The 26,798-nt window shown below is 64.7% G+C and carries 29 protein-coding genes; 12 read left to right on the forward strand and 17 right to left on the reverse strand.

Annotated elements, in window-relative coordinates:
- Positions 1–4 precede the first annotated feature (4 nt).
- Genes X268_RS23315 through X268_RS23340 form a run of 6 tightly spaced genes read left to right on the forward strand, consistent with a single transcriptional unit; the run spans position 5 to position 5,990 of the window.
- Positions 5–886: an AAA family ATPase gene (locus tag X268_RS23315; RefSeq protein ID WP_128927092.1), complete on the forward strand. Its 882-nt coding sequence runs from the start codon at positions 5–7 to the stop codon at positions 884–886.
- Complete coding sequence (locus X268_RS23320; protein WP_128927093.1) at positions 883–2,004, forward strand: vWA domain-containing protein; 1,122 nt, start codon at positions 883–885, stop codon at positions 2,002–2,004. The genes X268_RS23315 and X268_RS23320 overlap by 4 nt, the downstream gene beginning before the upstream one ends.
- Positions 2,001–2,885: an amidohydrolase family protein gene (locus X268_RS23325; RefSeq protein ID WP_128927094.1), complete on the forward strand. Its 885-nt coding sequence runs from the start codon at positions 2,001–2,003 to the stop codon at positions 2,883–2,885. Before X268_RS23320 ends, X268_RS23325 begins: the two co-directional genes overlap by 4 nt.
- 31 nt (positions 2,886–2,916) lie before the next feature.
- Positions 2,917–3,765, forward strand: a complete 849-nt coding sequence (locus tag X268_RS23330) for an MBL fold metallo-hydrolase (RefSeq protein WP_128927095.1) — start codon at positions 2,917–2,919, stop codon at positions 3,763–3,765.
- 20 nt (positions 3,766–3,785) lie between these two features.
- Positions 3,786–5,360 (forward strand): isochorismatase family protein, encoded by a 1,575-nt coding sequence (locus X268_RS23335; protein WP_128927096.1) that lies wholly within the window; start codon positions 3,786–3,788, stop codon positions 5,358–5,360.
- A gap of 3 nt (positions 5,361–5,363) precedes the next feature.
- Positions 5,364–5,990 (forward strand): FMN-dependent NADH-azoreductase, encoded by a 627-nt coding sequence (locus tag X268_RS23340; protein WP_128927097.1) that lies wholly within the window; start codon positions 5,364–5,366, stop codon positions 5,988–5,990.
- Between the two features lie 25 nt (positions 5,991–6,015).
- Here X268_RS23340 and ubiV read toward each other — a convergent pair whose 3' ends face one another.
- The 3 genes from ubiV to ubiT are packed head-to-tail and all read right to left on the reverse strand — an operon-like array spanning position 6,016 to position 8,435.
- Complete coding sequence (gene ubiV / locus X268_RS23345) at positions 6,016–6,951, reverse strand: ubiquinone anaerobic biosynthesis protein UbiV (RefSeq protein WP_128927098.1); 936 nt, start codon at positions 6,949–6,951, stop codon at positions 6,016–6,018.
- 27 nt (positions 6,952–6,978) lie between these two features.
- Positions 6,979–7,956, reverse strand: coding sequence for a ubiquinone anaerobic biosynthesis protein UbiU (ubiU, locus tag X268_RS23350; RefSeq protein ID WP_164938175.1), 978 nt, complete (start codon positions 7,954–7,956; stop codon positions 6,979–6,981).
- Complete coding sequence (ubiT, locus tag X268_RS23355; RefSeq protein WP_245477618.1) at positions 7,956–8,435, reverse strand: ubiquinone anaerobic biosynthesis accessory factor UbiT; 480 nt, start codon at positions 8,433–8,435, stop codon at positions 7,956–7,958. Before ubiT ends, ubiU begins: the two co-directional genes overlap by 1 nt.
- Before the next feature lie 167 nt (positions 8,436–8,602).
- Here ubiT and X268_RS23360 point away from each other — a divergent pair, with 167 nt between their 5' ends.
- Both X268_RS23360 and X268_RS23365 read left to right on the forward strand, forming a co-directional pair.
- Positions 8,603–10,132, forward strand: coding sequence for a UbiD family decarboxylase (locus X268_RS23360; protein WP_128927101.1), 1,530 nt, complete (start codon positions 8,603–8,605; stop codon positions 10,130–10,132).
- Positions 10,129–10,725, forward strand: a complete 597-nt coding sequence (locus tag X268_RS23365; protein ID WP_128927102.1) for a UbiX family flavin prenyltransferase — start codon at positions 10,129–10,131, stop codon at positions 10,723–10,725. The genes X268_RS23360 and X268_RS23365 overlap by 4 nt, the downstream gene beginning before the upstream one ends.
- A 41-nt stretch (positions 10,726–10,766) precedes the next feature.
- Here X268_RS23365 and X268_RS23370 read toward each other — a convergent pair whose 3' ends face one another.
- From X268_RS23370 to X268_RS23380, 3 genes are read right to left on the reverse strand one after another with little or no spacing between them, the layout of a single operon-like run.
- Entirely contained in the window at positions 10,767–11,090 is a 324-nt protein-coding gene (locus tag X268_RS23370; protein ID WP_128927103.1) for a metal-sulfur cluster assembly factor, read from the reverse strand.
- Positions 11,087–11,593, reverse strand: coding sequence for a DUF2249 domain-containing protein (locus tag X268_RS23375; protein ID WP_128927104.1), 507 nt, complete (start codon positions 11,591–11,593; stop codon positions 11,087–11,089). The genes X268_RS23370 and X268_RS23375 overlap by 4 nt, the downstream gene beginning before the upstream one ends.
- A 12-nt stretch (positions 11,594–11,605) precedes the next feature.
- Positions 11,606–12,952, reverse strand: coding sequence for a hypothetical protein (locus tag X268_RS23380; protein WP_128927105.1), 1,347 nt, complete (start codon positions 12,950–12,952; stop codon positions 11,606–11,608).
- A gap of 211 nt (positions 12,953–13,163) precedes the next feature.
- Here X268_RS23380 and X268_RS23385 point away from each other — a divergent pair, with 211 nt between their 5' ends.
- Together X268_RS23385 and mgtA are read left to right on the forward strand one after the other, a co-directional pair.
- Complete coding sequence (locus X268_RS23385) at positions 13,164–13,649, forward strand: hypothetical protein (RefSeq protein WP_128927106.1); 486 nt, start codon at positions 13,164–13,166, stop codon at positions 13,647–13,649.
- Positions 13,650–13,911: 262 nt separating this feature from the next.
- A complete protein-coding gene (gene mgtA / locus X268_RS23390; RefSeq protein ID WP_128927107.1) occupies positions 13,912–16,452 on the forward strand; it encodes a magnesium-translocating P-type ATPase in 2,541 nt (846 codons plus the stop codon).
- Positions 16,453–16,566: 114 nt separating this feature from the next.
- On the opposite strand, the gene X268_RS23395 is transcribed toward mgtA, so the two are convergent.
- Positions 16,567–16,785 (reverse strand): DUF6894 family protein, encoded by a 219-nt coding sequence (locus X268_RS23395; RefSeq protein WP_128927108.1) that lies wholly within the window; start codon positions 16,783–16,785, stop codon positions 16,567–16,569.
- A gap of 449 nt (positions 16,786–17,234) precedes the next feature.
- On the opposite strand from X268_RS23395, the gene X268_RS23400 reads away from it, so the two are divergent.
- Positions 17,235–17,573, forward strand: coding sequence for a hypothetical protein (locus X268_RS23400; protein ID WP_128927109.1), 339 nt, complete (start codon positions 17,235–17,237; stop codon positions 17,571–17,573).
- Here X268_RS23400 and X268_RS23405 read toward each other — a convergent pair.
- Positions 17,554–17,877, reverse strand: coding sequence for a hypothetical protein (locus X268_RS23405; RefSeq protein WP_128927110.1), 324 nt, complete (start codon positions 17,875–17,877; stop codon positions 17,554–17,556). The two genes, X268_RS23400 and X268_RS23405, sit on opposite strands and share 20 nt — an antisense overlap.
- Before the next feature lie 226 nt (positions 17,878–18,103).
- Positions 18,104–19,948: an ATP-dependent zinc metalloprotease FtsH gene (gene ftsH / locus X268_RS23410; RefSeq protein ID WP_128927111.1), complete on the reverse strand. Its 1,845-nt coding sequence runs from the start codon at positions 19,946–19,948 to the stop codon at positions 18,104–18,106.
- A gap of 201 nt (positions 19,949–20,149) precedes the next feature.
- Between ftsH and X268_RS23415 the strand changes: the two genes are divergently transcribed.
- Positions 20,150–20,467 carry an ArsR/SmtB family transcription factor gene (locus X268_RS23415; protein WP_128929359.1) on the forward strand — a complete coding sequence of 106 codons (318 nt, stop codon included), beginning with the start codon at positions 20,150–20,152 and terminating at the stop codon, positions 20,465–20,467.
- A 130-nt stretch (positions 20,468–20,597) separates the two neighbouring features.
- On the opposite strand, the gene X268_RS23420 is transcribed toward X268_RS23415, so the two are convergent.
- The 8 genes from X268_RS23420 to soxC all read right to left on the reverse strand — a co-directional run bounded on the left by X268_RS23420 (position 20,598) and on the right by soxC (position 26,793).
- A complete protein-coding gene (locus X268_RS23420) occupies positions 20,598–21,149 on the reverse strand; it encodes a YeeE/YedE thiosulfate transporter family protein (protein WP_128927112.1) in 552 nt (183 codons plus the stop codon).
- A 13-nt stretch (positions 21,150–21,162) separates the two neighbouring features.
- Positions 21,163–21,714 carry a YeeE/YedE thiosulfate transporter family protein gene (locus tag X268_RS23425; protein WP_128927113.1) on the reverse strand — a complete coding sequence of 184 codons (552 nt, stop codon included), beginning with the start codon at positions 21,712–21,714 and terminating at the stop codon, positions 21,163–21,165.
- A gap of 107 nt (positions 21,715–21,821) precedes the next feature.
- Positions 21,822–22,913 carry a YeeE/YedE family protein gene (locus tag X268_RS23430; RefSeq protein WP_128927114.1) on the reverse strand — a complete coding sequence of 364 codons (1,092 nt, stop codon included), beginning with the start codon at positions 22,911–22,913 and terminating at the stop codon, positions 21,822–21,824.
- Between the two features lie 99 nt (positions 22,914–23,012).
- Positions 23,013–23,456: a DsrE family protein gene (locus tag X268_RS23435; protein WP_128927115.1), complete on the reverse strand. Its 444-nt coding sequence runs from the start codon at positions 23,454–23,456 to the stop codon at positions 23,013–23,015.
- 8 nt (positions 23,457–23,464) lie between these two features.
- Positions 23,465–24,370: an alpha/beta hydrolase gene (locus tag X268_RS23440; RefSeq protein WP_128927116.1), complete on the reverse strand. Its 906-nt coding sequence runs from the start codon at positions 24,368–24,370 to the stop codon at positions 23,465–23,467.
- 14 nt (positions 24,371–24,384) lie between these two features.
- Positions 24,385–24,786 (reverse strand): DsrE family protein, encoded by a 402-nt coding sequence (locus X268_RS23445; RefSeq protein WP_164937883.1) that lies wholly within the window; start codon positions 24,784–24,786, stop codon positions 24,385–24,387.
- A 59-nt stretch (positions 24,787–24,845) separates the two neighbouring features.
- Complete coding sequence (locus tag X268_RS23450) at positions 24,846–25,538, reverse strand: c-type cytochrome (RefSeq protein WP_164937884.1); 693 nt, start codon at positions 25,536–25,538, stop codon at positions 24,846–24,848.
- Positions 25,522–26,793 carry a sulfite dehydrogenase gene (gene soxC / locus X268_RS23455; protein ID WP_128927119.1) on the reverse strand — a complete coding sequence of 424 codons (1,272 nt, stop codon included), beginning with the start codon at positions 26,791–26,793 and terminating at the stop codon, positions 25,522–25,524. Before soxC ends, X268_RS23450 begins: the two co-directional genes overlap by 17 nt.
- Positions 26,794–26,798: the final 5 nt, after the last annotated feature.

The raw sequence follows: 26,798 nt of genomic DNA on the forward strand, positions 1-26,798 counted from the left end.
GGTCGTGGCGGTTCGCAGCAACATCGTCGGCATCGACAGCCCGGAGGCGCTGGAGAAGGCGCTGCGCGCCGCCTACTATCTCGCCGACGAGGGCCTTGCGACATCGGCCTATCTCGGCCTCGCGCTCGGCAAGCCGCTGCTACTGGAGGGCGCCCCGGGCGTCGGCAAGACGGAGGCCGCCAAGGCCATCGCCGCCGTGCTCGGCCGCCGCCTGATCCGCCTGCAATGCTATGAGGGCATCGACGCGTCCGCCGCGCTCTACGAGTGGAACTATCCGCGCCAGATGCTCGCGATCCGCCAGGCGGGCGACGAGAGCATCGACATCTATGGCGAGACCTTCCTGATCGAGCGGCCGATGCTGGCCGCGCTCCGCGCGCCCGATTCCACCGTGCTCCTGATCGACGAGATCGACCGCGCCGACCAGGAGTTCGAAGCGTTCCTGCTGGAATTCCTCTCCGACTTCCAGATCTCGATTCCCGAGCGCGGCACGGTTCGCGCGGCCGAACGTCCCGTGGTCGTGCTGACCTCGAACCGGACGCGGGATTTGCACGAGGCCTTGCGCCGCCGCTGCGTCTATCACTGGATCGACTATCCCAGCGCCGAGCGCGAGGCGCGGATCATCATGATGCGCGCCTCCAGCGTCGCCGAGGCCACGGCCCGCGCCGTCGTCGCAGCCGTGGAGAAGTTGCGGCGCGAACCCCTGAGCAAGGCGCCCGGCATCGCCGAGGCAGTCGACTGGGCCGAGGCCGCGACATTGCTGCACAAGGGCGGCGCGCGCTGGCCGGATGCGTTCAAGCGCTCGATCGGCGTGGCGCTCAAGGACGAAGAGGATCTGCATTTCATCTCGCCGCGGCTCGATGCCATGCTCGCGGAGGCGACCGCATGAATCCCGAGCCGCAGCTCCCGCGCGCCGCCCGCGTCTTCGTCGCCTTCGTCCCCCTGCTGCGCGCGAACGGCTTTGCCGTGGCGCCCGAGCAGACCACGACGTTCCTGGCCGCGATCGAGCTGCTCGGCCCACGCGACATCGAGCAGATCAGGCAAGCCGCCCTGGCGACGCTGGCTCCGCCACCCGAACGACGCGCGACCTTCGACCGATTGTTCGACCTGCACTTCCGCGGCAGCGAGGCGATTACGCGCGATGACGAGGGCGAGGACGACGAGACGGTCCGTCTTCAGGAGGAGCGCCGTGACGGCGAGGAGCCCCTGCTCTCGGACGAGGCGAGCGAGTCGGGTCTCACCGCGACCCGAAGCGAGGCATTGGTCGAGCGCCGCTTCGGCGACAGCTCAGGCTCCGATGCGCTGCGTCGCCTGACGCGGGAGGCGCCGCGGCGCCTGCCGCGTCGGCGCGGGCACCGCCGCATGCGGGCGCGCCGCGGACCCTTCGCCGATCTTCGCCGCACTTTGCGCGACAGCGTCCGCAGCGACGGCGAGATCCTGCGGCTCGGCCACATGAGGCGGCGCCAGCGCCCGCGCAAGATGCTGCTGCTGATCGACGTTTCCGGCTCGATGAAGAGCCGCACGGAGGAGAACATGAAGCTCGCGCATGCGCTGGTGCAGGCCGCGCCCGATGTCGAGGTGTTCACCTTCGGCACCCGGCTGACCCGCGTCACCCGTCCGTTGCGGTTGAAGCGACGCGAGCAGGCCATGAACGCTGCCGCGCATCTGGTCAGCGACTGGGACGGCGGCACCCGGATCGGCGATGCGCTCCAGGCCTTCCTCGCCGTGCCCCGCTTCGGGGGCTATGCCCGCGGCGCCGCCGTGGTCATCGTATCCGACGGTCTCGAACGCGGCGAGACCGACGCTCTTCGCGACGCCGTCGCGAAATTGTCGCGGCGGGCCTGGCGCTTGAGCTGGCTGACGCCGCTGGCGACAAGCCCCGGCTTTCGCCCGCAAACCGAGGCGCTCATCGCCATTGAGCGCTTCGTCGACGACCTCGTGGATGGCGGTTCGAGCGCGTCGATCGTCGCGCACATTCTGGCGCTGGGACGAAGGAGAGCGGCGTGACCGATATTGTCGACGGCCACCATCACATCTGGCGGCAGGCCGACCTGCCCTGGCTGATCGGTCCGATGCAACCGCGCATCTTCGGCCCGTATGAGCCGATCCGGCGCGACTATCCGATTCAAGAATACCTCGACGACCTCAAGGGCACCGGCGTCACCCGCTCGGTCTATGTGCAGACCAATTGGGCCAACGACCGTTTCGAGGACGAGGCGGCCTGGGTGCAACAGACGGCGGACCAACACGGCTGGCCGCACGCGATCGTCGCCTATGCCAATTTTTCCGTCGAGGACGTGCGTCCCCAGCTCGATTGCCTGAAGCGGTATCCGCTGGTGCGCGGCGTGCGCATGCAGCTGCACTGGCACGAGAACCCGCTCTACCGCTTTGCAGCCCGCGCCGATCTTTGCGCCGACCCGACGATCCAGCGCAATGTCGCCCGTCTTGCCGAGTATGGCTGGAGCTTCGATTTGCAGGTATTCACGGCCCAAATGCCGCAGGCCGCAGCACTGGCCGAGTCCTGCCCCGGCGTGACCTTCATCCTCCAGCATGCCGGCATGCTCGAAGATCTCTCGCCTGCGGGCCGCTCCGCCTGGCGCGGCGGGATGGCCCGGCTCGCGGCCTGCCCGAACGTGGTGTCAAAACTTTCCGGGCTCGGCACCTTCATCCATCGCAACGATCCCGCGCACATCGCCGCCGTGCTCACCGATACCGTCGCGATCTTCGGCGCCGAGCGCTGCCTGTTCGGCTCCAACTTCCCGATCGAGAAATTGTGGACCAGCTATCGCGAGTTCGTCGGCGCCTTTCGCACGGCCGCCGCGCCGTTCAGCGCCGAGCAGCAGGATGCCATGTTCAGGACGACGGCGATCCGCGTCTACCGGCTTTGACAGACAAGAAACAGGACAGGGAGGGCAATGAATGGCGCTGGAGATCAAGATCCTGGACTATGGCGATATCGAGCTGGAATCGAGCTTTCTGGTGCTCGGCCGCGACTGCGGCCGGACCCGCCGCGTGCTCACGCTCGGCTTCCTGATCCTCGGCGGCAAATATCCGGTCGTGGTCGACACCGGCTACCGCTCCAACCAGATCATGGAGACGCTGGGCATGCGCGGATTGCAGTACCACGAGAACATGATCGAAAACCAGCTCGCACGCCACGGCGTGCGCATGGGCGACGTCCGCTTCGTCTGCCACACCCATCTGCACATCGACCATGCCGGCAAGGACGATCTGTTCCCGATGAACACGACTGTCGTACTCAACCGCAAGGAGCTCGAATATTCGGTCTCCGGCCTGATGCACCCGCAATATCCGGCGCCGGACATCAAGCATCTGATCGACCGGTTGCACACCAAGAGCGCGCTGCGCTTCCTCGATCTCGAGATCACCGGCCCGATCGAACTGATGCCCGGGGTCTATTGCGACGCCGCCAATGCGCACACGGAGGGCTCGATGAACATCATCGTCGAGACTGCGGATGGGATCGCCACTATCTGCGGCGACGTGATCTACGATTTCAACGACCAGATCGTCACGCCGTTCAACGAGATTCACGATTGGGAGCCGCGCACGACCGGCAACCACGGCACCAGCAAGCGGGCGGAGAAGGCCTCGATCAAGAAGCTGCTCAGCAATTCGCGCTATCTGCTGCCGGTGCATGACCGTCCCGCCAAGATCGAAGGCGGCAACGTCGTCGGGCGCCTGCACGACCAGGTCCCCGGCCCGATCGTGCAATCGCTGCCTGCACGCAATTGGTTCCCGGCGTAACGGGGCTCGAGGATCAACTGATGACGCACGTCACCTTGCGAAGCGAATTCGAGATCCTGATCGACCCCTACGCGCCCGTCGCGCAGGTAGGTACCGGCTTCGACTTCACAGAGGGGCCGATCTGGCATCCGGTCGATCACTACCTCTTGTTCTCGGACATGCCGGGCGACGTGCGCCGGCGCTGGGATGCGCGGCGCGGAGTGGTCGAGGTCAGGCGTCCCTCGAACAAGTGCAACGGCATGACCTATGATGCCGAGCTCAACCTGATCGTCTGCGAGCACGCGACCTCGCAGCTGATCCGCGAACGGCCGGATGGGCGGCGCGAGGTGCTGGCCTCGCATTTTGGGGGACAAGAGCTCAACAGCCCCAATGACGTCTGCGTGCACTCCTCCGGTGCGATCTATTTCTCGGACCCCTGGTACGGCCGCATGCCGGTCTATGGCGTCGAGCGCCCACGCCAGCTTGGCTTCCAGGGCGTCTATCGCGTCGTACCCGGCGGCGAACCGAAGCTCGTCGTCGACCGTCACCTGTTCGACCAGCCGAACGGGCTCTGCTTCTCGCCGGACGAGAAGCTGCTCTATGTCAACGACACCGTTCAGGCGCTGATCCGCGTCTTCGACGTGGCTGGTGACGGTTCGCTGTCGAATGCGAGGGTGTTCGCAAGTGGCATCAAATCCGAGCTCGAGCCCGGCCTGCCCGACGGCATGAAATGCGACCAGCATGGCAATGTCTGGGTCACCGCACCGGGCGGCGTCTGGGTCTACTCCCCGCGCGGCGAGCTGCTCGGCAAGGTCCGTGTGCCCGAGCTCGTCGCCAACCTCGCCTGGGGTGGACCGGATTTCCGCACGCTGTATTTGACCTCGACCCATTCGGTCTATGCGATCCCGACCAAGGCCGGCCCGCGGCATGAGCCCTATATGAGTGGCCGGCGAAGCGGTGGTGGCGCGACCGCAAGCTCTTCGGCAGCGGCACCCGTCCTCGCCGACGGCGAGATGCGGCTCGACCCGCAGCGTTGCGCCATGATTATCCAGGACCTTCAGAACGACGTCATCATGGACGGCGGCGCGTTCGCCGAGTCCGGAGCTCCCGGCCACGCGAAGCAACAGCATGTCGTCGATAACGTCCGCCGCCTGGCGGAAGCCGCACGCGCACGAGGCGTCGCCATCATTCATGTCTGGTTCGTGGTCGAGCCGGGCGCGCCTGGCGTGACGCTGAATGCACCGCTGTTCGAAGGCCTGGTCGACAGCAAGGCGATGGTGCGCGGAAGCTGGGGCGCGGCGCCGGTCTCCGGCCTCGAGCCACGGCCCGGTGACTTCGTGGTCGAGAAGATGCGCATGAGCGCCTGGGAAGGCACGCGGCTGGAGACGATTCTAAAAGCGACCGGGCGCGACATGATCATCAACACCGGCGCCTGGACCAACATGTCGGTCGAGCACACCGCCCGCACCGGCGCGGACAAGGGCTACTTCATGATCGTGCCGGAGGATTGCTGCTCGACCATGAACGCGGACTGGCACGCCGCCTCGATCAATTTTGCCATGCAGAACGTCGCGATCGTCACCCGGGCAGATGCCGTCATCAGAGCGCTGGGATGAGCGGTGGCCAAGCTCCTGCATTTGTCCTGCTCGCCCCGCGCTGACTCCTTCTCGAGTGCCGGCGCGCGCGTCTTTCTCGACGGTTTTCGCCAGGCCCGGCCGGACTGGGATGTCGATGTCGTGGACATCTGGCGGGAGCGGATGCCGGAATTCTCGGGCCCCATCGTCGAGGCCAAATATGCACGGATGAATGGGCAAGCCTTCAACGACGCGGAGCGCCACGGCTTTGCCGAGGCCGAGCGAATGGCGCTGCGCCTGTCGCTCGCCGATCGCGTGCTGATCTCGACGCCGATGTGGAACTTTGGCATTCCCTATAAGCTCAAGCAATGGTTCGACCTCATTGTCCAGCCCGGGCTGAGCTTTCGGTTCGACCCGTCTCAGGGCTATCTCCCGCTGCTCAAGGACCGGCCGACGCTGGTGATTCTCGCCAGCGGCAGCGATTTTGCCACCGGCATGAACCGCGGCCGCATCGACATGGCCACGCCCTACCTGCGAGACATCCTGCGCTTCATCGGGATCGACGATGTCCGCTTCGTGCCGATCGGGCCAACCACCGGACCGCAGCAGCCGATCGAGGCCGCACGGGACAGGGCGCACCGACGTCTGGCCGCAATGGCCACGACCTTCTGATGCCGGCGGCGCAGCTTGGTCCGGGTTAGAGAGCCCCGATTTGCCGCACCGCGCCTTGCGCATCCCCTGACCGGCGCTGACGATAGAGGTGACCGGGCTCGGCCCACAGGAACCCATTCGAGAAAGGCACACCAGGATAGGCCGCCGCCAGCCGGCGGTTGCCGCCGTCGATATCGTCACGACCGTCCAACACGTCACGAAAGGTCCTGACGATCTCGACCATGTCGCAATCCTGCGGCGACAGGCGCAGGGAGCCGACATTGCTCCCGTGCAACAGGCCGGCCTCGCCCAGCAGGTTGGCGCATGTGTGAGACAGGGTCTGCACCCCGTTGATGGTCAGGAAGTCCTGCTGCTCCAGCGTGTGCAGCAGGAGACCATCCGGATCCTTCTCACAGACGAAGCGGCAATTGTCCTTGGCGAGCTTGTGAAGGCGCGCATGGTAGCAGCGCGCAGAGATGGCCAGCGGCACCCTGCCGAACGCGAACACCTCGACCGCGATGTCGGGAACGGCTTTCGCAATCGCCGCCACCGAGGCCAGCGGCAACTCCGGCGGCAGGCAGATGCGCTTCGCACCATGCGCGGCGTGAAAGGCCGCGCTCGCCTCGTTATAGATGTTGACGAACGGGCCGATCGCGTGCGCCCGGCCTGCAAGCGCCCTGAGACAGGTCAGATCATTGACCTCGACCAACACACCTTCGACCGCGGCGAGCTCCTCGGTCTGACGGCGCTCGCGCCGCAGCGAGACCAGGATCAGCGAGCCCAGCAGCACCTGCTTGCCTGCCTTCTGCAGCCGTTCGACCACGGCCGGTATGTGATCCGCGAAGAACGGCGAGCGCTTCGAGCAGACGATCTCGCCGACGGATACGATGTCGACCGGCGCTTCGTCGGCGATACGGAAATAGAAGTCGCGCCAGCGCTCCGGCGCCCAATTGTACAGAACGGGACCGAGGCTGAGTTGCATCGCTGGACCTCTCATGTTTCGAAAATGCTAGCGCCAGGTCTTACGATAGGCGCCAAGCGTGGAAGCCTGGCCTTCGGTGAACGGCTTCAGGCTCGCGATGTCCGCCTCACTTCCGCTCTCGAGCGCGGCGAGCGCATGACGGAAATGGCGCACCACGCTTTCGACATAGGCGCGGCCGCGCTGGCGGCCCTCGATCTTGAGCGCGGCGACGCCGGCATCGCGCAAGTCCTTGAGCAGGGTCGTGGCGTCCAGGCTGACGGGGTCCTCGAAAATGTAGCCGGCGCCCTGCGCGGTCGAGAAGCGGCCCTTGCACAGCGTCGGATAGCCGGCGGGCTCGCTCGCCCCGAACTGGTTGATGGTGAAGCCGCCGAGGCTGGACTTGGTCCCCACCGCGGTCTGTTCGTAGGCCACATGGCTCGGAGGGGAGCAGACGCCCTGCATGTTCGGCGATTTTCCGGTCGCATAGGACGACAGCGAGCAGCGCCCCTCGGCCATCACGCAAAGGCCGCCGAACACGAAGACCTCGGTCTCGCAGGCCGAATCCCGGGTGATCTCGGCGATTTCAGGCACGCTCAGCACGCGCGGCAGCACGACGCGCTTCGCGCCGAAGGCCTCGGCGTAGAAGGCGATGGCATCCGGATTCGCGGCCGCAGCCTGAACCGAAACGTGCAGACGCTGGTTTGGATGACGCCGTGCCGTGTAGTCCATCAATCCGATGTCGGCGAGGATCAGCGCGTCGGCTCCGGCGCTCACCGCATCGTCCACCGCGCGATGCCAGATATCGACGGCGGAGGCGCGCGGGAAGGTGTTGATGGCCACCAGGACCTTCGCGCCGCGGCGATGCGCCAGCGCGATCCCCTTGCGCAGCTCGTCGCGGCTGAAATTCAGGCCCGGAAAGTTGCGCGCGTTGGTTTCGTCGTTGAAGCCGCAATAGATTGCGTCGGCGCCGGCATTGATGGCGCTCTTCAGCGCCGCCGGCGTCCCGGCAGGACAGATCAGCTCCATCATCTCGATTGCTCGCCTTGCCCCGCTGAACCGATCACGTGTCCACGGGCGGCCTCGAAGAGGCGCCTTGCGGGCGCGCCCAGTGGGCCGAACAGCGAGGACATCTCGGCTGCGAGATCGAGCTGGGCGTCGTCGATCGCATTGCGCAGCGCCAGCACCGCCTCGACATCGCCCTCGACGACGAGCTCGCGCGAGAACATCAAGGCATCGCCATCGACCCTGCCTTCGAGCAGAGCCAACAGGTTGGCGAGCGAAGCGGAGATGCGCGCGTCGAGGCCTTTCGGCAGCTCGCGCACGACCGACAGGCGCGGCGGCTTCGCCTCGATCACGAAGGCAAAGGGCAGATCGATCGGCCTGATGCCGAACCGCGCGCGAGCGTGCTCACCGAGCCGGTCGAATATTGCAGGATTGCGCCGATGGATCCGCTGCAAGACACCGCCGAGAACGAGCTGCAGCGGCAGCAGAGGCAGGGGACGCATGGCCAATGCGACAAGCGGCGGAATCGTCGGCAATGGGCAGGGCGATGCAGCGGACGGATCATTCATGACCCCACGTCTGGACGGATTGCATGCCGCTGTATTTGAGCGGGAACAATGAAGACCAAAAACAGGCCGGCTAGCTGTGATTTTTTTGGGAGCTTGCTCAGTTGCAACGTGATGTGCCGCGCTTTCGCGACCTGTCCGACTTTCTGCGCTTCATCGAAAGCCGGGGACAGTTGCGACGCATTCGCGAGAAGGTCTCCGTCGTCCACGAGATCACAGAGATCCACCGGCGTGTGCTCGAGGCGCACGGACCGGCACTATTGTTCGAGCTGCCCGTCAGGGCCGACGGCCGGCCCTCGGAGATGCCGCTCCTCACCAATCTGTTTGGAACGGTCGAACGGATCGCCTGGGGTATGGGCATCGCGCCGGATCGTCTCGAGCAGCTCGGCGAGCTGATGGCCGAGCTGCGCGCGCCGCGACCACCGAACAGCATCAGGGATGCCTTCGACAAGCTTCCGCTCGCCCGCGCCGCGCTGGCGACGCGGCCGCGCACGCGCGCCGCAGCACCGGTGCAGGACTGCGTCACGATGGGGCCCGACATCGATCTCACAAAGCTGCCGGTCCAGATCTGCTGGCCCGGCGAACCGGCGCCGCTGATCACCTGGCCGCTGGTGATCACTGTGCCACCGGATTCCGCGACGGCTGACCAGGAGGAGAATGTCGGCGTCTACCGCATGCAGGTGCTCGGACGCGACCGCGCCATCATCCGCTGGCTTGCGCATCGCGGTGGCGCTCGGCATCACCAGCAATGGAAAGCGGCCGGACGCGACATGCCGGTCGCGATCGTCATCGGAGCCGATCCCGCCACCATCCTCGCCGCAGTGCTGCCGCTGCCCGAGACCATGTCGGAGCTGCGCTTCGCCGGCATCCTGCGCGGCGAACGGCCCGACCTCGCGCCCTGCCTCACCGTCCCCCTCGCGATTCCGGCCGAGGCTGAAATCGTCATCGAGGGGTTCGTTTCCGCGACGGAAACCGCGCCCGAAGGGCCATATGGCGATCACACCGGGTATTACAATTCCGTCGAAGAATTCCCCGTGATGCGGGTGACGGCGATCACCAGCCGACGCCAGCCTGTCTACCTCTCGACCTTCACCGGCCGGCCGCCGGACGAGCCGTCGCGGATCGGCGAGGCGCTCAACCGCCTGTTCGTGCCGTTGATCCGGCAGCAATTCCCCGAGGTGACCGACTGCTGGCTGCCGCCGGAGGCGTGCTCCTACCGCATCGCGGTCGCGGCGATCAGGAAGCGCTATCCCGGCCAAGCGCGGCGGCTGATGCTCGGCCTGTGGTCGATTCTGCCGCAGTTCAGCTACACCAAGCTCCTGATCGTGGTCGACGACGACATCGACATCCGCGATTGGCGTGCCGTGATGTGGGCCGTCTCGACGCGCAGCGACGCCTCGCGCGATCTCGTCACGCTTACCGACACACCGATCGACTATCTCGACTTCGCCTCGCCGAAATCGGGTCTCGGCGGCAAGCTCGGCATCGACGCCACCACGAAGATCCCACCGGAGACGGACCGGGAATGGGGCGTTCCGCTGGCGATGGACCCCGCCGTGGTCGCGCGCGTCGATGCGATGTGGTCGAACCTTGGCCTTTCCGGCATGCCCGTACGCGCTCCGGTCTTCACATGAGCGGGCGGCCAGGCATCATCGTCGGCATCAGCGGCGCCTCGGGCGCTGCGATCGGCATGCGCATCGTCGAATTGCTGGCCGACGATCCGCGCTACGCAGTCCACCTCGTGGTATCGCCCGCGGCCGAGCGCACGTTGACAGAAGAAGTTGGCGGCGATGCGCTCGCGCGGCTCCGCGCGCGCGCCTTTCGCCACCATCTCCATTCGGACATTGGCGCCGCGATCGCCAGCGGATCGTATCCGGTCGCGGGCATGATCGTCGCGCCGTGCTCGATCCGAACGCTCTCGGCCATCGCCTGGGGGCAGCTTGACAACCTCCTGACGCGCGCAGCCGACGTGCAGCTCAAGGAACGGCGCCGGCTGGTGTTGCTGGTCCGCGAGACTCCGCTGCATCTCGGCCATTTGCGCACGATGCTGCAGGCGACCGAGATCGGCGCGATCATTGCCCCGCCGATGCCGGCCTTCTATCTCAAGCCACAGTCGCTGGACGAGGTGATCGACCAGATCGCCGCCCGGGCGATCAACCTGCTCGACCTGACGAACCTTCGCCCACCCGCCAGGATCTGGTCCGGCCCAGGCGCCGACGACACATAGCCGGCAGAACGGCTGCGGACCCGGCCTCCTTACCGGATCAATCAATTCACCTCGGCGAAGCCGAGCGACGACCTGACACCCGGCGAGATCATCGAGGGCTGCCAGGCCGGCTCGAACGTCATGGTGACGTCGACCGATTCCACGCCCGGAACGAGACACGCGCTATTGGCGACCCCCTCCTTCAGAAAGGACGCAGCGGGACAGCCGCGTGTCGTCGCTGTCATGGTAATGTGCGCAGCGCCGTCGTCGATCGACACGTCGTAGATGAAGCCGAGATCGACGATGTTGTGCCCGAGCTCGGGATCGACCACGACCTTCAGCGCCTGCGTTATCTGGGCCACGAGGTCATCCTCATCGATCGTCATGCGTGCACCCTCACCGTCAGTTGGTAGGCATCCTTCGACGTGAAGCCGCCGCGCCATTGATGGCCGCGCTTGGTCAGCTCCCGAAACAGGAACACCGGTTCACGACTGAGCAAGGCGCAGAGTGTCTGGCCGGGTGCAAGCCGCCCCATGGCCGCCAGAATTCGCACCATCGGCTCCGGCGGATCGAGGTCGCGGTTGTCCAGATGAACCACGGGCTCCGGCCAGTCGCTATCGCCCGACGTGGCGCAGGCCGCTTCAGCCGCTTCGCACGATCCGTCGTCCCGCATGAAGCGGATTTCCCATTCGCCGCCTTCGAGCTCGGCTTCCCGATGCGCAAAGCCCTTGCTCGCCATGACGTCGAACAGGGGAACTGGCTTGAAGGGAGCGTAGAGCCGCAGCCCCTCCCCCGGCTCGAGCCGCTCGAGCGCGGCCATGATGACCGAGAACGGCTCGCCGCCTGCGCGCAGGATCGGTCGGACATCGACGTCGATGAATTCGGTCATTGCAGTCTCCTTTCAGTTTCGCGAGACCAGGAGGTGGGGCGCGGCAGCTCCCGCCGGCAGGCGTAGCGGCCCCGTCACATCCGCAAGCCGCCGGGCCCTGATGAACTCCTCGCTCAGGCCGAGCGTCGCAAGCATCACCACCGCGACAGCGACGCGGAAGCCGAATGCAGCGTCGATCAGGAGCATCAACGTTGCCGCCCAGCTTCCTGCAAAGAACAGGACGAACCACTTCAACGCGCGGCGCTCGGCAACGAGATCTTGTACGCGGGGCGTCGGCACTCTGCCCATCACCGGACCGTAGGTCTCGAGCCAGGTCAGGAACGGAACGATCTTGTAGAGATTGGCGAGCACCAGACCGGTGAGCCAGCCGAATGCGACAAGAAAGGCGATCGTCCCGACATGCAAGGGGAAAGAACTGGTCGCGAGCAACGCGGCAGCAAGCAGCGCGGCTGCAACGAGGCTCGCCACCGCAACAAGGCTCATGCGCGTGTTGAGCTCGAGGGTGCGACGTTTCCGGGCTTCGTACAGACCGAGCACATCGCGACCGTAGGCAGCCAGCGACAGCAACGCTGACGCGCCCGCAAGCAGAAGCGCCGGATTCAGCCCGGTCATGCGCCAGAGTGCGAGCACGCCCCCGACAAGCCCGATGGTCAGCGCGGCGACGCCGGCCAGCCAGGCGGGCCGGCCCAGCCTCGCATCGCCGTCGGGAGCGAGCATGAACATCGCGAGCAGGCGATAGCTGACGCCCATGGCCGTGAATGTCAACCAACCGCCAAGCCCCGCAATTGCGTGGATCGGAACGCCCGATTCCAGCAGGTCCGGCCATTGCGCACCGATGGCGGTCCCGGACAGCACTAGCGAGAACATGCCGCCGAATACCGCCGTGACACAGACGCAGGCAAGCCCGCCCGCGACGAACCGTGCAGGCCCTGGCAGTGGACGAGCCGACCAGAGCGTCATGCCGAGATTGGCGACGACCAACGCGAAACCGGCAATCAGCAGGCTGGCGCCGAAGGGAAGCAGCCAGGGCGGCCCGTTGAAGTGTCCGCCCAAAGCCAGAAAGCCTGCGAGCAGGACCGTCAACCCAAGCGTCAACAGCGCGAGAGCCGGCAGCGTCAGGCGCTCCGCATAGAGCGGCCTTGCGACCAGCACCGGCACGAACTGGAACAGCGCGCCACACAGGACCGTGCTCACCCAGCCGATGCAAACTATATGGACGATGACGAGCGTGTCCGGACCGCCGATGTCGCTGTTCGGAAAACCGAACCCGACGACAATCAGCCCTTCCGCGAGCAGCAGCCACAGGATTGCGACCGCGAAGTAACTATTGGCCCATCTACAGAGGCTGGTTCCGATCACGGCCTGCTTCCCATCGCCTGCACACGAAGTCCCGTGTCAGCGTTAGACGGTAAGCGGTTGCGGTCACGGCCACTTTGTCGGGGCGCAAACTCCGGCAGCTTTCGCGACAGGGGCAGGATCGCCCACGCCGGAGCCCGGCAAGTATTGATTCATCGCAAGAGCACGGAGCGCAACCCTGATATCCAGACCTCCAACAACAGGGAATGGTCGGATGACGTTGAAGAATTGGTGCGCGGTTCTGGCGATTTCGGCGGGGGCGGTCACATCCGCGATTGCTCAATCCGAGTTTCCGCCCTCCCCGAGCGCAAAACAAGATGCGCCTCGCCTCGTCGAGGTCATGAGCATGGCACAGCTTCAGCATCTCAAGCTCTGGTATGCAGGCAAGGCGGGAAACTGGGATCTCGCCGCGTATGAGCTACGCCAGCTGACAAACAGCCTGGCTGAAGCAGCCATCTTCTACCCGGCCATTCCCGTGACCAACGTGACCACGATGAAGGAGCCGCTGCTCTCCATCGCCGACGCGATCACGGCAGGCGATGATCGCAAGTTCGCCGTGTCCATGCGCGTGCTGACCGACGGCTGCAACGCCTGTCACAACTCGATGGGGCGCGGCTTCATTGCCATCGCCGTTCCGACCGGCGGGCAGCCTCCTGCCAATCAGATCTTTTCGCCGCCGGGCAATAGTCGGAAGAAATGATGCGCGGAGGCGCCGCCTAGAGCATTTTCGGTTCTGATTGAATCAGAACCGAACCTCTAGATTCTTGTTTTGACGCTGCGGCACTCGGTAGGACGAGGAGCCCTTACCCGGAGTACATCTGCGATGCGCTCCGACCTCTCCCTTCGGGAGGGGTGAATGCGAGTCTTGCGCGCATCCCTCGAATTGAGCCGTATCAACCCAGGGATTGAGCAGCGTCCTACCATCGCCTGGCCCAGATATCCGTGACCGGCGAGCCCCTTCAATGATCGAACAGTCCATTCCGGCCAAGGCTTTGGCTGCTGCTTTCTGGCAGACGCCCAAGGACGACCTCTACCGCGCGCTTGGGTCCGGCCCGGAAGGCCTGTCACAGATCGAAGCCGATCGACGGCTGGCGATCCTCGGAGCAAACCGCCCCGACGCCTCGCAAACCCGGTCCGCCCTGCGCAAGCTCGGCCAACGCCTCTGGAATCCGTTGGTCGCCATGCTGCTGGCGGCAGCGCTCGTATCCGGACTGAGCGGCGATATCGGGAGTTTTGCAATCATCGCAACCGTGCTCTCCCTGTCCATCACGCTCGATATCGTTCAGGAGCACCGCGCCGAGCTTACTGCCGAAGCGTTGCGGGAATCGGTCGCCATTCAGGCTGACGTCGTCCGCGACGGCAAGGATATGACCCTTTCAGTGACGGCTCTCGTCCCTGGAGACGTCGTCAAGCTCCGCATCGGCGATTTGATCCCGGCCGACGGCATCGTCCTCGATGCCCAGGAATTGCAGGTCAATGAAGCCTTGATGACAGGGGAGCCGTTTCCGGCTTTCAAGACGGACGGCCCCTGCTCCGCGGCCTTGCCGGCGGACGCCACGAACGCCCTGTTCGCGGGAACCAGTACCGTCGGCGGAAGCGGCAGGATGCTGGTCGTGGCGACCGGAGGCCGGACGCGCTTTGGCGCGATCGCCTCGGCAATGGCAGCCAACGCACCACCAACGGCGCTCGAACAAGGCGTCCGGAGACTCGGACTCCTGATCCTCCGACTGACGCTCTTTCTCACTCTCTTTGTGCTGATGGCTCATCTCGTCGCGCATCGCAACGCAATGGAGTCCTTTCTCTTCGCGGTCGCGCTCGCCGTCGGCCTGACGCCAGAGCTGCTGCCGATGGTGATGACCGTGACACTCGCCCGCGGCGCGCTGCGCATGGCGAAACGCAAGGTCATCGTCAAGCGGTTGTCGGCAATTCACGATCTGGGAGCCATGGATACGCTTTGTGTCGACAAGACCGGCACGCTCACGGAAGCCAGGATCACGTTGGCGGCGCATATCGACCCGCAGGGGCGGTCCAGCGATCGCGTTCTGCGGTTCGCGCGGCTGAACAGCTGCTTTCAGGCCGGCATCAGAAGCCCCCTCGACGACGCGATCCTGTCGGCGAGCCGCGATGATCTCGACGGCTGCGTTCGCCTTGCAGAAGTCCCGTTCGACTTCGAGCGGCGCTGCCTATCCGTCCTGATCGTACAGAATGGCGAACACCTCCTGATCGCAAAAGGGGCCCCGGAATCCATCCTGTCGCGTTGCGTGGCCGTGGAAATCGACGGCCTGGCCCACCCGCTCGATGCCGCCTGGCAACAGAAGATGGCCGACATCCAGGCTCGATATGCCCGCGACGGCTACCGGCTGCTTGCCGTCGCCACCAAGTCCATTCCGGTTGCCCAGCAGACGATTGCCGTCGAGGACGAGACCCATCTGACCATGATCGGCTTTTGTGTCTTCGCCGATCCGCCGAAGCAGGACGCGGCCTCGGCTATCGACGCGCTCAGCGCGCTCGGAGTGACGATCAAGATCCTCTCCGGTGACCATGGCGCGGTGGTCTCGCACGTTGCGCGATCCGTCGGTCTTAGGTCGGACCGGATCATGACCGGCGCCGAGATATCGGAGCTCACGGATGCTGCGCTCGTCGCCCGGGTCGATCACATCGATCTGTTTGCCCGAATTGATCCCGATCAGAAGCGGCGGATCATCGCCGCGCTCCGGCACCGCAATCATATTGTCGGCTTCATGGGAGACGGCGTCAATGATGCGCCCGCGATCCACGCAGCGCATGTCGGCATATCCGTCACGGGCGCGACCGAGGTCGCCCGCGCGGCCGCCGACATGATCTTGTTGGCGCCCGACCTTTCGGTGCTTGCGGCCGGCGTGCGCGAGGGCCGCAGAACCTTCGCCAACATCCTGAAATATGTTCGAATGGGAACGAGCTCGAATTTCGGCAACATGCTTTCGATGGCCCTTGCGTCGATCGTTCTCCCATTTCTGCCGCTGTTGCCGCTGCAGATCCTATTGAACAATCTCATCTACGATCTCTCCGAAATCGGCATCCCCTTCGATGAGGTCGATCGCGAAGACATTGCCCGGCCCGAAGCCTGGAACATGGCAAGCATCCTTCGCTTCACCATCATCATGGGAGTGGTGTCGTCCCTGTTCGACGCGATCACCTTCGCCGTTCTCCTCAAGCTGTTCCATGCCGATGCGGCACTGTTCCAAACCGGATGGTTCGTCGAATCGATCGCGACCCAGATCCTGGTGATCTTCGTGATCAGGTCGCGCAAATTGCCGTGGCGCGCGAACCGCCCCCACAACATCCTGATCGCGACATCCCTCGGCGCCCTGCTTGCTGGCGTGGCGCTTGCGCTCGGCCCATGGGGAGGCGCATTTGGCTTTGTCGCGCCGTCCACTCCATTGCTTGCGACGATCGTCGCTATCGCGATTGCCTATCTGATCTCGGCGAATATCGCGAAGCGGTTGGCAATCTCGGGGCCGTAACGCCCGAAACGACGATTGGATTCGTACCGGTCACGAAAATGCCTGCGCGCAAGCCAACGCGTCAGTCGGCTGGAGGCACTCTTCGTTCGGTGATTGAATCGCTCGTGCCGATTGTCAGGTCGCGTCCGGATAGATCTGCTCGCGGTGAACTTCCCGACCGCTCTCGTCGACGACCACGATCCGGAGGCCGGGATGGCCCTTCGGCTTCTCTCGGCGCACCTTGTTAGCCAGGCTCTTGCTGTGCGCGATGGCGGCCCCATCACTCACAAGCTCCAATCCGGACCTGTCCCGGACGGGCACGCCGTCCTTCATATCGAAATAATAGGTGGGCATGAACTCATTCCCGCGTTCGCACGCGGCTCGGTTGGAATCATCATTCCCGGGAAAGAGCTGCCGCCGAGGCTGGGGGATGGACCTCGGCGGCGACTTGGGACGTAACTGTAGGGCGAGTTACGCAAGTCACACTTTAGGTGGCCGAACCGAGCCAAGGCTTGAGCCGGATCAAACGCCAGTTGCCCTGTCCCTTTTCTGACGCCTCATCCCGATATTGGGGCAGCGAAACAGGATGTTGGACATTTCGCTCTCCGTCTTCGCACATCTGCTTCCTCTGCAAGACCTCATCAATTCGGGAAGTTCGCGCAAGTTCAGCAGCGGCATCCAACAAATCCGATACCGTCGGTATCATATTACTTAATTGGCCCCTGAAGGCTCTTTCGCCGTTGATCTCGACGGCGGTAACATTTGCTACTTATCTGCAATCGGGACGTTGGGAAGAGGACGCCATGGATCGTTACATCGCGAGGTCGAACATCGATCACTACCTCACCCGGTTGAACGGCAGTGATCTCGCCCCTGATAACCGAAGCACGATCACCAAGATGTTGATCGCCGAAGAGGACAAGCTCAGCCACGACCTGGAGCAGATCGAGTTCGCCGAGAGCCGGGCCGCAGCCGGACGCAAACGCCTCGATCAGATCCGTAACCTTTGCGGAAGATTTGCCTTCGGGACGCCGGAGCGACAAGAAGCCGACAGGCTGCTGGTGAACGTCGAGAATTTGCAGACTCTGCTGGAGGACTTTTGTCATCGCTTGCACGCGAGGATCAGATCAAGCGGTCTTTAGGTCTCCCGTCCTGCTTCTGCTGTTTTCCTGCACCATCGTCCTTCCCCGACGGAAGCACCGGTTCGCTCGACGCGCGTAGCTTCGCCTCACCCTGCTGCAAGACCTTCAGGATCAAATCCCGATGCGCGACATGTTCGACCTGTAGCCTTCGAAAGGTCGCTAGTGTTGCAAGGGCCTGCTTGGTATCATGGCCGTCGCGATCCAACTCGGCGACGCGCCGTTCCTGAAGCAGAATGTGGCGCTCACCAATAGCCACCGCTTTTTCCGCAATGGCGAGGTGAGCCAGCTCCATTTCTCTATTCATGGCCTCTTGCCCTGGCGAGGTTCGTGTTTGCCAAAGTTACCGTTCAGCCGGGCCTCGGGATTTGAGATAGAGCAAGAGTGGCGACGAAGGTGATATCGTCGTGTGGCAGGAGCCGTTCGCCGACAGCCGTCCATCGACGCTCCGGCGGCCGCGGTCGCGCGAAGTTCGGCCGTCCGTTCAACATATCCGGCGCAGGAGCACCGAACGTCACCGGCGCGCCGCACCGTCATGCGGCAACCGATTCGCCTTCACCGCTGCGCTTGCCGAGCAATGGTGCAAACTGCTCGGCCGTGACCGTCTCATTTGCAATTAGCAGTTCGACACCAGTGTCGAGATCGGCTCGCCGGCGCTGCAGGATATCCCGGGCGCGGCGGTCCCCTTCCTCGATCAGGTTGCGGACGGCGAGATCGATCTCGCGGCCGGTTGCCTCAGCCGCCGCTACGATCTTGTCCTGCGCCGCCAGGAGAAACGCTTGCGGCTTTGCAGCATAGGGGCGCTGCCCGACCGTCTCGTCCATCCCGTACTTGGTGACCATTTCGATGGCGATTTCGGTCGCACGTTGAAGATCATCGGCCGCGCCGGTCGAGATCGCCCCGTCGAAGATCAGGTGCTCCGAGGCGCGTCCTCCCATCAGCACCGCGATGCGGTTCTTCAGCTCCTCGATGGTCAGTAGGAACCTGTCCTCGGTCGGACGCTGGATCGTATATCCGAGCGCGCCGATGCCGCGCGGGACGATCGACACCTTCTGCACGGGGTCGACACCGGGCAGGCTGGCCGCAACGAGCGCATGGCCCATCTCGTGATAGGCGACCCGGCGCCGTTCGTCCTTGCTCAGCACCCTGCTCTTCTTCTCGATGCCGGCCACGATCCTCTCGATCGCGGTGACGAAATCGTCGAACGTGACCTCGTCCCCGCTTCGCCTGGTCGCTGCGATCGCGGCTTCGTTGATGAGATTTGCGAGGTCGGCCCCGGTGAACCCCGTCGTGAGACCCGCCACCTTGTCGAGATCGACGTCTTTGTTCAATCGAATCTTGGGGGCGTGCACCTTCAGGATCGCAACGCGCCCGATCTTGTCCGGCCGGTCAACGAGGACCTGTCGGTCGAACCTTCCGGCCCGCAGCAGCGCAGGGTCTAAAACCTCGGGACGGTTGGTCGCCGCCAACAGAATAACGCCGGCGCTGGGGTCGAAACCGTCGAGCTCGGACAGCAGCTGGTTGAGGGTCTGCTCCTTCTCATCGTAGCCGCCGAACGACTGCGGCCCGCGGCTGCGTCCCAGCGCGTCGAGTTCGTCGACGAAGATGATGCATGGCGCGGCCTTGCGGGCCTGCTCGAACAGATCCCGAACCCGCGCGGCGCCGACGCCGACGAACATCTCCACGAATTCGGAGCCCGAGATCGAGAAGAACGGAACGCCGGCCTCTCCCGCCACGGCGCGGGCCAGCAGCGTCTTTCCCGTCCCCGGCGGTCCGACGAGCAAGATTCCCTTGGGGACATGCGCCCCCAGACGGCCATAGCTCGCAGGATCCCTCAGGAACGAGACCACCTCCTGGAGCTCGAACTTCGCCTCGTCCACGCCGGCGACATCGGCGAAAGTGACCTTGATGTCCTTCTCGACGTAAACCTTTGCGCGGGACTTTCCGATCGCCATTAGCCCGCCCAGGCCCTGGCCGCCCCCGATGCCGCGGCCAAGCCAGAACCAGATCAGGAAGAAGGCGATTACCGGGAAGATCCAGGACAGCAAACTCTGCAGTGCGCCACCGCCGGGAACGCCGGTCACACGCGTTCCCTTCGCGGCGAGCTTTTCGGCCAAGGCCATATCGACACGGGCGGTGATGAAGGCGGACTTGCCGTTCGGAAGCGGCTCTTTCAATTTCCCCTGAATCGTATCCGAGCCGACCGCCACCTCGGCAATCTTGTCCTGGGCCAGCAGCTGCTCGAATTGGCTGTAAGGAATGGTTTCGGTCGAATTGTACGTGGCGAGGCCGAACTGCAGCATGACGAGCAGCAAGCCACCCGCGACAATGGCAGCCAATGCGATGCCCGGCTTCCGTGAACCTTGATCGAACTCCAACCTGCTTCTCCCATCACCATCAACAACACGAATGGTAATAGGAGCGGGCGACCCTTGCTTGATTCAGCTCAACAAAAGCTTCGCCAGAGACGCGTTTGTTCTGAGGCCCGACCTAGGAAAACCTCGCAGCTGCAAGGCTCGGAATGGAGGAGGGTGGATGCCTTGTTGACGGCGACCGGCTGGATGCTATTGAACGTCATTATGAGCAGAGCAAACACCCGCGCGCTGGAACGGCAGGCCAAGGACGTGGCCAGCCTCATGCGCATGTTCGCCAACGAACATCGCCTGCTTATCGTCTGCAAGCTGGTCGAATATGGCGAAGCTAACGCCGGGGCGCTCGCCGAAGAGGTCGGCCTGTCCGCCTCGGCACTGTCGCAACATCTGGCCAAGCTGAAGGCGGAAGGCGTCGTCGCGGCGCGACGGGATAGCCAGACCATCTGGTACCGCATCGCCGACCAACGGGTCGAAGAGCTGTTTTCGACCCTGCACCGGCTGTTCTGTGCCCCTCGCAAGCGCTGAGTTCCCGCCCGCTGGCGGGAAGCTTGCACCTAAAGCGCGATGAGATTTAGACGAATCGTCATCACGCTTTAGGTTGTTGTTTGCGCATGATCTTTCCGGAAAACCGCTTCGCACTTTTCCGGATCATGCTTTAGCCGCGCTTCTGCTTGGCTTCGGAAGCTTCAACCCACCAGAAGAACAGCGCGGCGCCGACCGCAAGTACGGCGAACCAGGCGATATCCGGAATGTTCGTCACGTCCGGAAGGCGGACCTTGCCCAGCGCCCAGACGTTGAGGACATGCGCCTTCAGCCAGTCGAAGCTCAGCGCGTAGAGGATGGCGCCGGCGACCATGCCGAGCGCACCGACCAGCGCATGGACGCTGCCGGTCGCGATGGCGCCGAGCGCCGTTCCCGGACAATAGCCGTAGACGACCATGCCGACGCCGAACAGGGCAGCGCCGAGCGCAACCGCCAGCATGTTGGCATCCTTCACGTAGTACTTCGTATTGCCGGTGTCGACGAGCAGCAGCACGCCGATGCCGCCGACTACGATTGCCGTGCCCATCACCTTCAAGACGGTGAAATCGCGCAGCCGAAACTGGTTCTCGATCACGTTGCAGTTCGTCACCTTGCCGCGCTGCAGTAGGAAGCCGAACGCTCCGCCCATCAACAACGGGCCGAGGATCGTCATCATTGCGGTCATCTCGATCCCTCCTTCAGCGCTTGCGGAACATGAGCGCGGAAATGCCGAGCCCAGTGCCGAACATCACCGCCAGGAACAGCCAGCTCGACACCGCGAGCTGTAACCCGCCGGAGATGCCGTGTCCGCTGGTGCAGCCGCCGGCAAGCCGAGCACCATACATGATCACGATGCCGCCGAGGAATGCGCCGACGAAGCGCTTGGCGATCGACGGCCCGAACCGCTCCTTCCAGACATCGGGCACGAGCTCGAGCCGCCACGTGCCCGACATCACCGCCGAGAGGAACGCGCCTGCGGGAATGCCGACCAGGAACCAGACGCCGTAGTCCCATTTCAGCGGCATGCTCTTCCAGTAGGAGTTCTGCGCCACCGCCTCCGGTCCGATCGCCGGGACGGCAAACAGCGAGGCGACGCGCGAATAGGCGGTGGTGACGCCGAGCGGGTCGCCGAACACCGCAAAGGCGATCCAGCTCAGCAGCCCGATCCCCGCGCCGACGAGATAAGGCGACCAGTCGATCCGCGCGGCGCGCTTCGCTTCGCGAACGTAGCTTTCCGTGATGGTGGTCATGTGCGTTTCCCCGGGGCAGCGGCCCGATGCGCGTTCCAGCGGCGCGCTCGGCTCGCATCGAAAATCATATTCAATAAACGTATTTTAGCAAAGCATAAAGTATTGCGCTAGCCGCCCGGCGCGGGCGAGCCCGCCGTCTGCTGTGGTTGCGGCATGCCGGCACGGTCGACGAGCAGATCGGTGAGCCTTGCCCCCAGCCACATGCCGCCGAGCACGAGCCAGGCGGTGAGCGCGAACACCGAGGCGCCGGTCACGCCGGCGCCGACCGCACAGCCGCCGGCGAGCATCGCGCCGAACCCCATCAGCACCGCACCGAGCAGATAGCGCCGCATGCCGAGTCCGTCCGAAAACCCCACGAGCTTCAGTTCACCCGCGCTTGCCGCGGCGGCGAACGAGCCGAGGAACACGCCGGGAATGATGCCGAGGTCGAAGCCGAGCCGGAGCTGCGAGCTGTTGAGCACCAGCATCAGCAATTCGGCCGACGGCCCGCTGAAGGTGAGGCTCTTCAGCGTCACCGGTGCGAAGGAGGCCTGCGAAAGCTGATAGGTGAAGAGCCAGCCGGCGACGACGGCCGCGCCCGCTGCCAGAGCGGCGAAGACAAGCTGGCGCGGCAGATGGCTTCGCAAGGCGAAGGCGAGCCCCGCGATCAGCCACAATCCGCCGAAGGCGAGCTTCTCGGGCAAGCCTGCGCCGAACCCCGCCATGATGTCGCGCGAGGGCCCGCCGTCGACCAGCCACAGATTGGTCACCCATTCGCGTGCGGGCGACAGCAGACCGCGGTATGACGCCTGCGCCGTCACCGCAAACACCAAGCCCGACAGCAGCGCCCGGAGATTGCCATTGGCGGAGAGCACCAGCAGCCGGCTTGCGCAGCCGCGCGCCAGGATCATTCCGCAGCCGAACATCACGCCGCCGACGAGCGCGCCGGAGATGCTGCCCTGCTGCGCGAGCTGGCGCGCCTCGGAAACATCGAGCCAGCCGAGCGCGACAAAAGCCTGCGTGCCCAAGAGCGCCGCGGCAAAGGTGAGGAGCCAGACTGCAAGGCGCGGCCCGCCCTCGCCGCGGGAGAATTCGACGGCCGCAGCGCGCAGGCAGAACCGGCTGCGCTGGGCGAAAAATCCAAACAGGCCGCCAACAAGGAGGCCGCCCAGCCATGACAGCCGGTCTTCCCCCAGCAGATCGATGACTGTCGTCAGCACGGCTGCCTCAGTGATCCTTCGAGATCTACCAATCTATCGCGCGGTGCGGCCTCGCCATATGAGCCAAATCAAGGCCCGGACGCACGGGCAGGTGCGCGGTCAAGGTCGCAGATAGGCATATCCCTGCTGTTGCAACTCGGCGAGCCGCACCACGCCGCCCTTCTCGGCCACCACGAAGCCGGGCGTGAGGTCGTCGAGCTTTACGCCCTGCGCCTTCATGGTGTTGGCGCAGGCGTCAAATCCGACGCCGGCCTCTGCGAGCTTCGTCATCATCGCAACGGTGTGGTCATCGGCGGCCAGCGCGTGGAAGGCGCGCAGCGCCGGTCCATGCACGACCAGCCTGATATCGGCCTTGCCCGGCCCGCCGACGCCGTCGACGTGGTTCTGGAGATTTCCCAGCACGAAGACGACGCGCTCGGCGTCGGCGAGGTGATAGACGACGCGCTGTCGCGCCGGCACTTCCGTCGCTGCGGCCGCCTCGCGCATGGCAAGAGCGCCAAATAGTCCGGCAAGGCTCGCGCGAAGCATGGATCGGCGCTGCATGGTCCCTCCTATCGTGCCTGCTTGATGAACTCGGCGATGCGATCGGCGACGTCTTCCGCGAACAGGTCGCGGAAGAAATGATCGGCATCCTCGATTGTCGCGAGCTGCACCCTGCCGCCGCTCGAATCGGCCAGCGGCGTGAAGGACGCTATCACATCGGGGACGACCGCATCCTTGGTCGCAGCGAGCACAAGCACCGGCAGCTTCAAGCGTGCCGCGAGCGCCGCGGTGTCCTGGCCGGCATCGGCGCCATAGAAAGACACAAAGGCGCGCGCCGTCACCACGGCGTTGCGGCAGTAGATGAAGCCCGGCGCATCCATCCATTCGCCACCGCGTCCCGCCGCCACGGCTTTGGTCGCCTTCTCGAGGAGCGGCCCGAGCGGCTTGCCGTAGGTCTGGGCATATGAGGCGCGCAAGTCGGCGTCGGCCTTTGCCGTCACCGGCGCGAGCAGCACCGCGCCTGCGACCGGCGGGGCTTCGCTCGCCGCCAGATAGCGCGCGACCTGGTTGCCGCCGCGCGAATGACCGAGGGTGACGACGAACCGGGACATGCCCCTCGCCTTGGCGACCCAGTCGCCGATCTCGGCAACCGCATCGTCGACGACATAGTCGTGCCGCGTTGCGCAGTCATACATGCCCTTGCGACGATCGAGCCCCAGCGATAGCGTATGCGCGAGCGAGGCGATGCCGCGCTGCTCGAGCGCTTTCGCGACGTCCTGAATGATCTCCATATCCTTGTGCGCGAGCGTGCCGTGGGTCATCACGACGAGCGGCGTGTCGGGTGTCATCGGCGCCGGCGTGCGCAGCGTGGCGAGCATCGTGCGGCCATCGACTTGCAGTTCCAGCTCCTGCTCGGCGGCGCCGGCCGGCTGCGCAAGAGCGACCAAGACAACCAGTCCCATCAACCATCGCATCGGCGGCACTCTCCTCAGGGACGAACGATCGTCCAGCTTTTTTCCGCCAGATCCATCAGCGCGGCAACCCCAACCTGGGTGACACTGACTCCCTCAATCAGCGGCGGCCGTCGGCCCTCCTTCGCGGCGAGCGTCTCCAGCGTATTGCCGCAGGCGATGAAGCTCACGTTCGGCATCGATTTCAAGAAGTTCGCCAGGCGCTCCTTCACCGGCGAGCGGTCGTCGAGCAACATGTCGAGCCCGCCATTGAAGGCAACCACCACGATCTCGACATCCTCGCCCTGCCCGGAATAGTGCCGCGAGACATTGGCCGCAACATCGAGGACGGCGCGCATCTTGACCGGGTCGTCGTCGCTGATCTGCAGCGCAAGCTTGTGCGGCTCCGCCGCCCGGCACGGGGCAGCGTGACCTGTCATGATGAAAGCGGCAGCGAGCAAGACGCAAAACAGTCCGCGGCGACTCGCCCGGCCACGGCTCACTCCACGCCCCGCGACTTCTTGTCCTTGCTGTCCTCAGGCGTCACGTCGATCGCGGCCGCGCGCGCGGTGATCTTCACCGGTGCGATGCAATCTTTCATGCAAGGATCCTTCTGCCAGAACGATTTCTCGCTGCTGGCGCGATCGTCCATCACAAAGCCCTGCTCGTTCGGCATCTTGACGCTGGTGAAGTTCTTGTTGCTCAGCTCAAAATTCTGGTCGGTGATGACGTCGTTCAGATAGAGGACGTAGGCGACCAGCGCATAATATTCGTCGACCGAGAACGATTCCGCATTGCCATAGGGCATGGCGTGACGGACATAGTCGAACACGGTCGAGGCATAGGGCCAGTACGAGCCCACTGTCTTGACCGGATTGTCCGATGTCAGCGAGCCCTTGCCGCCCGCAAGCACCGGCCAGCGGCCGTTGCCCTCGCCGAACTCGCCGTGGCAGGACGCGCAATTGTCCATGAACAGCTTTTCGCCCTGGGCAACCGTGCCCTTGCCCTCCGGCAGGCCCTGGCCGTCAGGCCGCACGTCGATATCCCAGCCGCGGATTTCCGCCGCGGTCGGCGCGCGGCCGATGTGATAGCGCGGATCAGCTTTCGCATCGGTCTTCTGCTGCGCGAGCGCGGGCGCGGTCATCACGCAAACGAGCAGTGCCGCGGCAGCGAATTTAGGCGACTTCGACATTCTCGACCTCACCATTGGCCTGCACATGCCAGGTCTGGATGCCGTTGTTGTGATAGATGGAGTTGACGCCGCGGATCTTGCGCAGCTCGGCCTTGCTCGGCTGCACATAGCCGGTCTCATCCTGCACGCGCGACTGCAGCAGCAACGGCTCGCCGTTCCAGTCGAACTCGTAGTAGAAGCGCGTCAGCGCCTTGTCGAGAACGGGCCCATCGAGCCGCGCCGGCCACCAGTTGCGGCCACCGTCGAGCGATACGTCCACGCGCTTGACCTTGCCGTTGCCGCTCCAGGCGAGCCCCGAGACGATGGTAAAACCCTTGCCATGCTTGATCGGCGCCTGCGGGCTTGGGCTCGTGATCACCGACTTGGCGTCCATCGACCAGGTGAACCGACGCGCCTTGCCGTTCGGCAGCAGGTCTGTGTATTTCGAGGTCTCCTCGCGGGTGTGCCAGGGCTGATCGCCGACCTTGATGCGGCGCAGCCACTTGACCCAGAGGTTGCCCTGCCAGCCCGGCACGACCAATCGCATCGGATAGCCCTGCTCGGGGTAGAGCGCCTCGCCGTTCATCTTGTAGGCAATGATGCAGTCGTCGAGCGCCTTCTCGATCGGCAGGCTGCGATCCATCGCAGCCGCATCGGCACCCTCGACCAGCAGCCATTTGCCGTTGGTCTTGACGCCCGCTTCTTCGAGCAGGGTGCGCAGCGAGACGCCGGTATATTGCACGCAGTGGATCATGCCGTGGGTGAACTGGCAGCCGTTGAGCTGGGCGCCGCGCCACTCCATGCCGGAATTGGCCGCGCACTCCATGAAGTGGATGCGGTTGACGCGCGGATAGCGCTTCAGCTCTTCGAGCGTAAGGATCAGCGGACGCTCCACGAGGCCATGGATCATCAGGCGATGATCGGCCGGATCAATCTCGGCGATGCCGCCGTGATGCCGCTCGAAGCACAAGCCGTTCGGCGTGATGATGCCTTCGAGCTCGTGAAGCGGGGTGAAGCTCACCGAGGATTCGCGCGAGGCGGTCAGCCATTCGACGTCGCGCCGGACGACGTCCTTCTCGAATTTCGACGGCTTGCCGTACGGACGCACGGCAACGCCTTCCCCGAGCGACCTGGTCCATTCGGGGACGTTGGGCGGCTGGTTTGCCGGATTGCCGCCGCCGGCCAAGGCAGGCCTTGCGAGCACCGACGCCGCAACGCCGGCCCCGGTGGCCAGGAAATTGCGTCGGGATTGGCGGGGGCTGTCCATCTTCGACATCGCTT

Source organism: Bradyrhizobium guangxiense (assembly GCF_004114915.1).
Taxonomy (GTDB): Bacteria; Pseudomonadota; Alphaproteobacteria; order Rhizobiales; family Xanthobacteraceae; genus Bradyrhizobium; species Bradyrhizobium guangxiense.

Coding starts and splice junctions, on each gene's coding strand:
- mgtA (WP_128927107.1), top strand. CDS start 13,912: ATGATCGAACAGTCCATTCCGGCCAAGGCTTTGGCTGCTGCTTTCTGG.
- X268_RS23400 (WP_128927109.1), top strand. CDS start 17,235: ATGGATCGTTACATCGCGAGGTCGAACATCGATCACTACCTCACCCGG.
- X268_RS23385 (WP_128927106.1), top strand. CDS start 13,164: ATGACGTTGAAGAATTGGTGCGCGGTTCTGGCGATTTCGGCGGGGGCG.
- X268_RS23335 (WP_128927096.1), top strand. CDS start 3,786: ATGACGCACGTCACCTTGCGAAGCGAATTCGAGATCCTGATCGACCCC.
- X268_RS23425 (WP_128927113.1), bottom strand. CDS start 21,714: ATGACCACCATCACGGAAAGCTACGTTCGCGAAGCGAAGCGCGCCGCG.
- X268_RS23330 (WP_128927095.1), top strand. CDS start 2,917: ATGGCGCTGGAGATCAAGATCCTGGACTATGGCGATATCGAGCTGGAA.
- X268_RS23450 (WP_164937884.1), bottom strand. CDS start 25,538: ATGTCGAAGTCGCCTAAATTCGCTGCCGCGGCACTGCTCGTTTGCGTG.
- ubiU (WP_164938175.1), bottom strand. CDS start 7,956: ATGGAGCTGATCTGTCCTGCCGGGACGCCGGCGGCGCTGAAGAGCGCC.
- X268_RS23365 (WP_128927102.1), top strand. CDS start 10,129: ATGAGCGGGCGGCCAGGCATCATCGTCGGCATCAGCGGCGCCTCGGGC.
- X268_RS23445 (WP_164937883.1), bottom strand. CDS start 24,786: ATGACAGGTCACGCTGCCCCGTGCCGGGCGGCGGAGCCGCACAAGCTT.
- X268_RS23405 (WP_128927110.1), bottom strand. CDS start 17,877: ATGAATAGAGAAATGGAGCTGGCTCACCTCGCCATTGCGGAAAAAGCG.
- ubiV (WP_128927098.1), bottom strand. CDS start 6,951: ATGCAACTCAGCCTCGGTCCCGTTCTGTACAATTGGGCGCCGGAGCGC.
- X268_RS23440 (WP_128927116.1), bottom strand. CDS start 24,370: ATGCGATGGTTGATGGGACTGGTTGTCTTGGTCGCTCTTGCGCAGCCG.
- X268_RS23420 (WP_128927112.1), bottom strand. CDS start 21,149: ATGACCGCAATGATGACGATCCTCGGCCCGTTGTTGATGGGCGGAGCG.
- X268_RS23370 (WP_128927103.1), bottom strand. CDS start 11,090: ATGACGATCGATGAGGATGACCTCGTGGCCCAGATAACGCAGGCGCTG.
- X268_RS23395 (WP_128927108.1), bottom strand. CDS start 16,785: ATGCCCACCTATTATTTCGATATGAAGGACGGCGTGCCCGTCCGGGAC.
- ubiT (WP_245477618.1), bottom strand. CDS start 8,435: ATGCGTCCCCTGCCTCTGCTGCCGCTGCAGCTCGTTCTCGGCGGTGTC.
- soxC (WP_128927119.1), bottom strand. CDS start 26,793: ATGTCGAAGATGGACAGCCCCCGCCAATCCCGACGCAATTTCCTGGCC.
- X268_RS23435 (WP_128927115.1), bottom strand. CDS start 23,456: ATGCAGCGCCGATCCATGCTTCGCGCGAGCCTTGCCGGACTATTTGGC.
- X268_RS23320 (WP_128927093.1), top strand. CDS start 883: ATGAATCCCGAGCCGCAGCTCCCGCGCGCCGCCCGCGTCTTCGTCGCC.
- X268_RS23375 (WP_128927104.1), bottom strand. CDS start 11,593: ATGACCGAATTCATCGACGTCGATGTCCGACCGATCCTGCGCGCAGGC.
- X268_RS23415 (WP_128929359.1), top strand. CDS start 20,150: ATGAGCAGAGCAAACACCCGCGCGCTGGAACGGCAGGCCAAGGACGTG.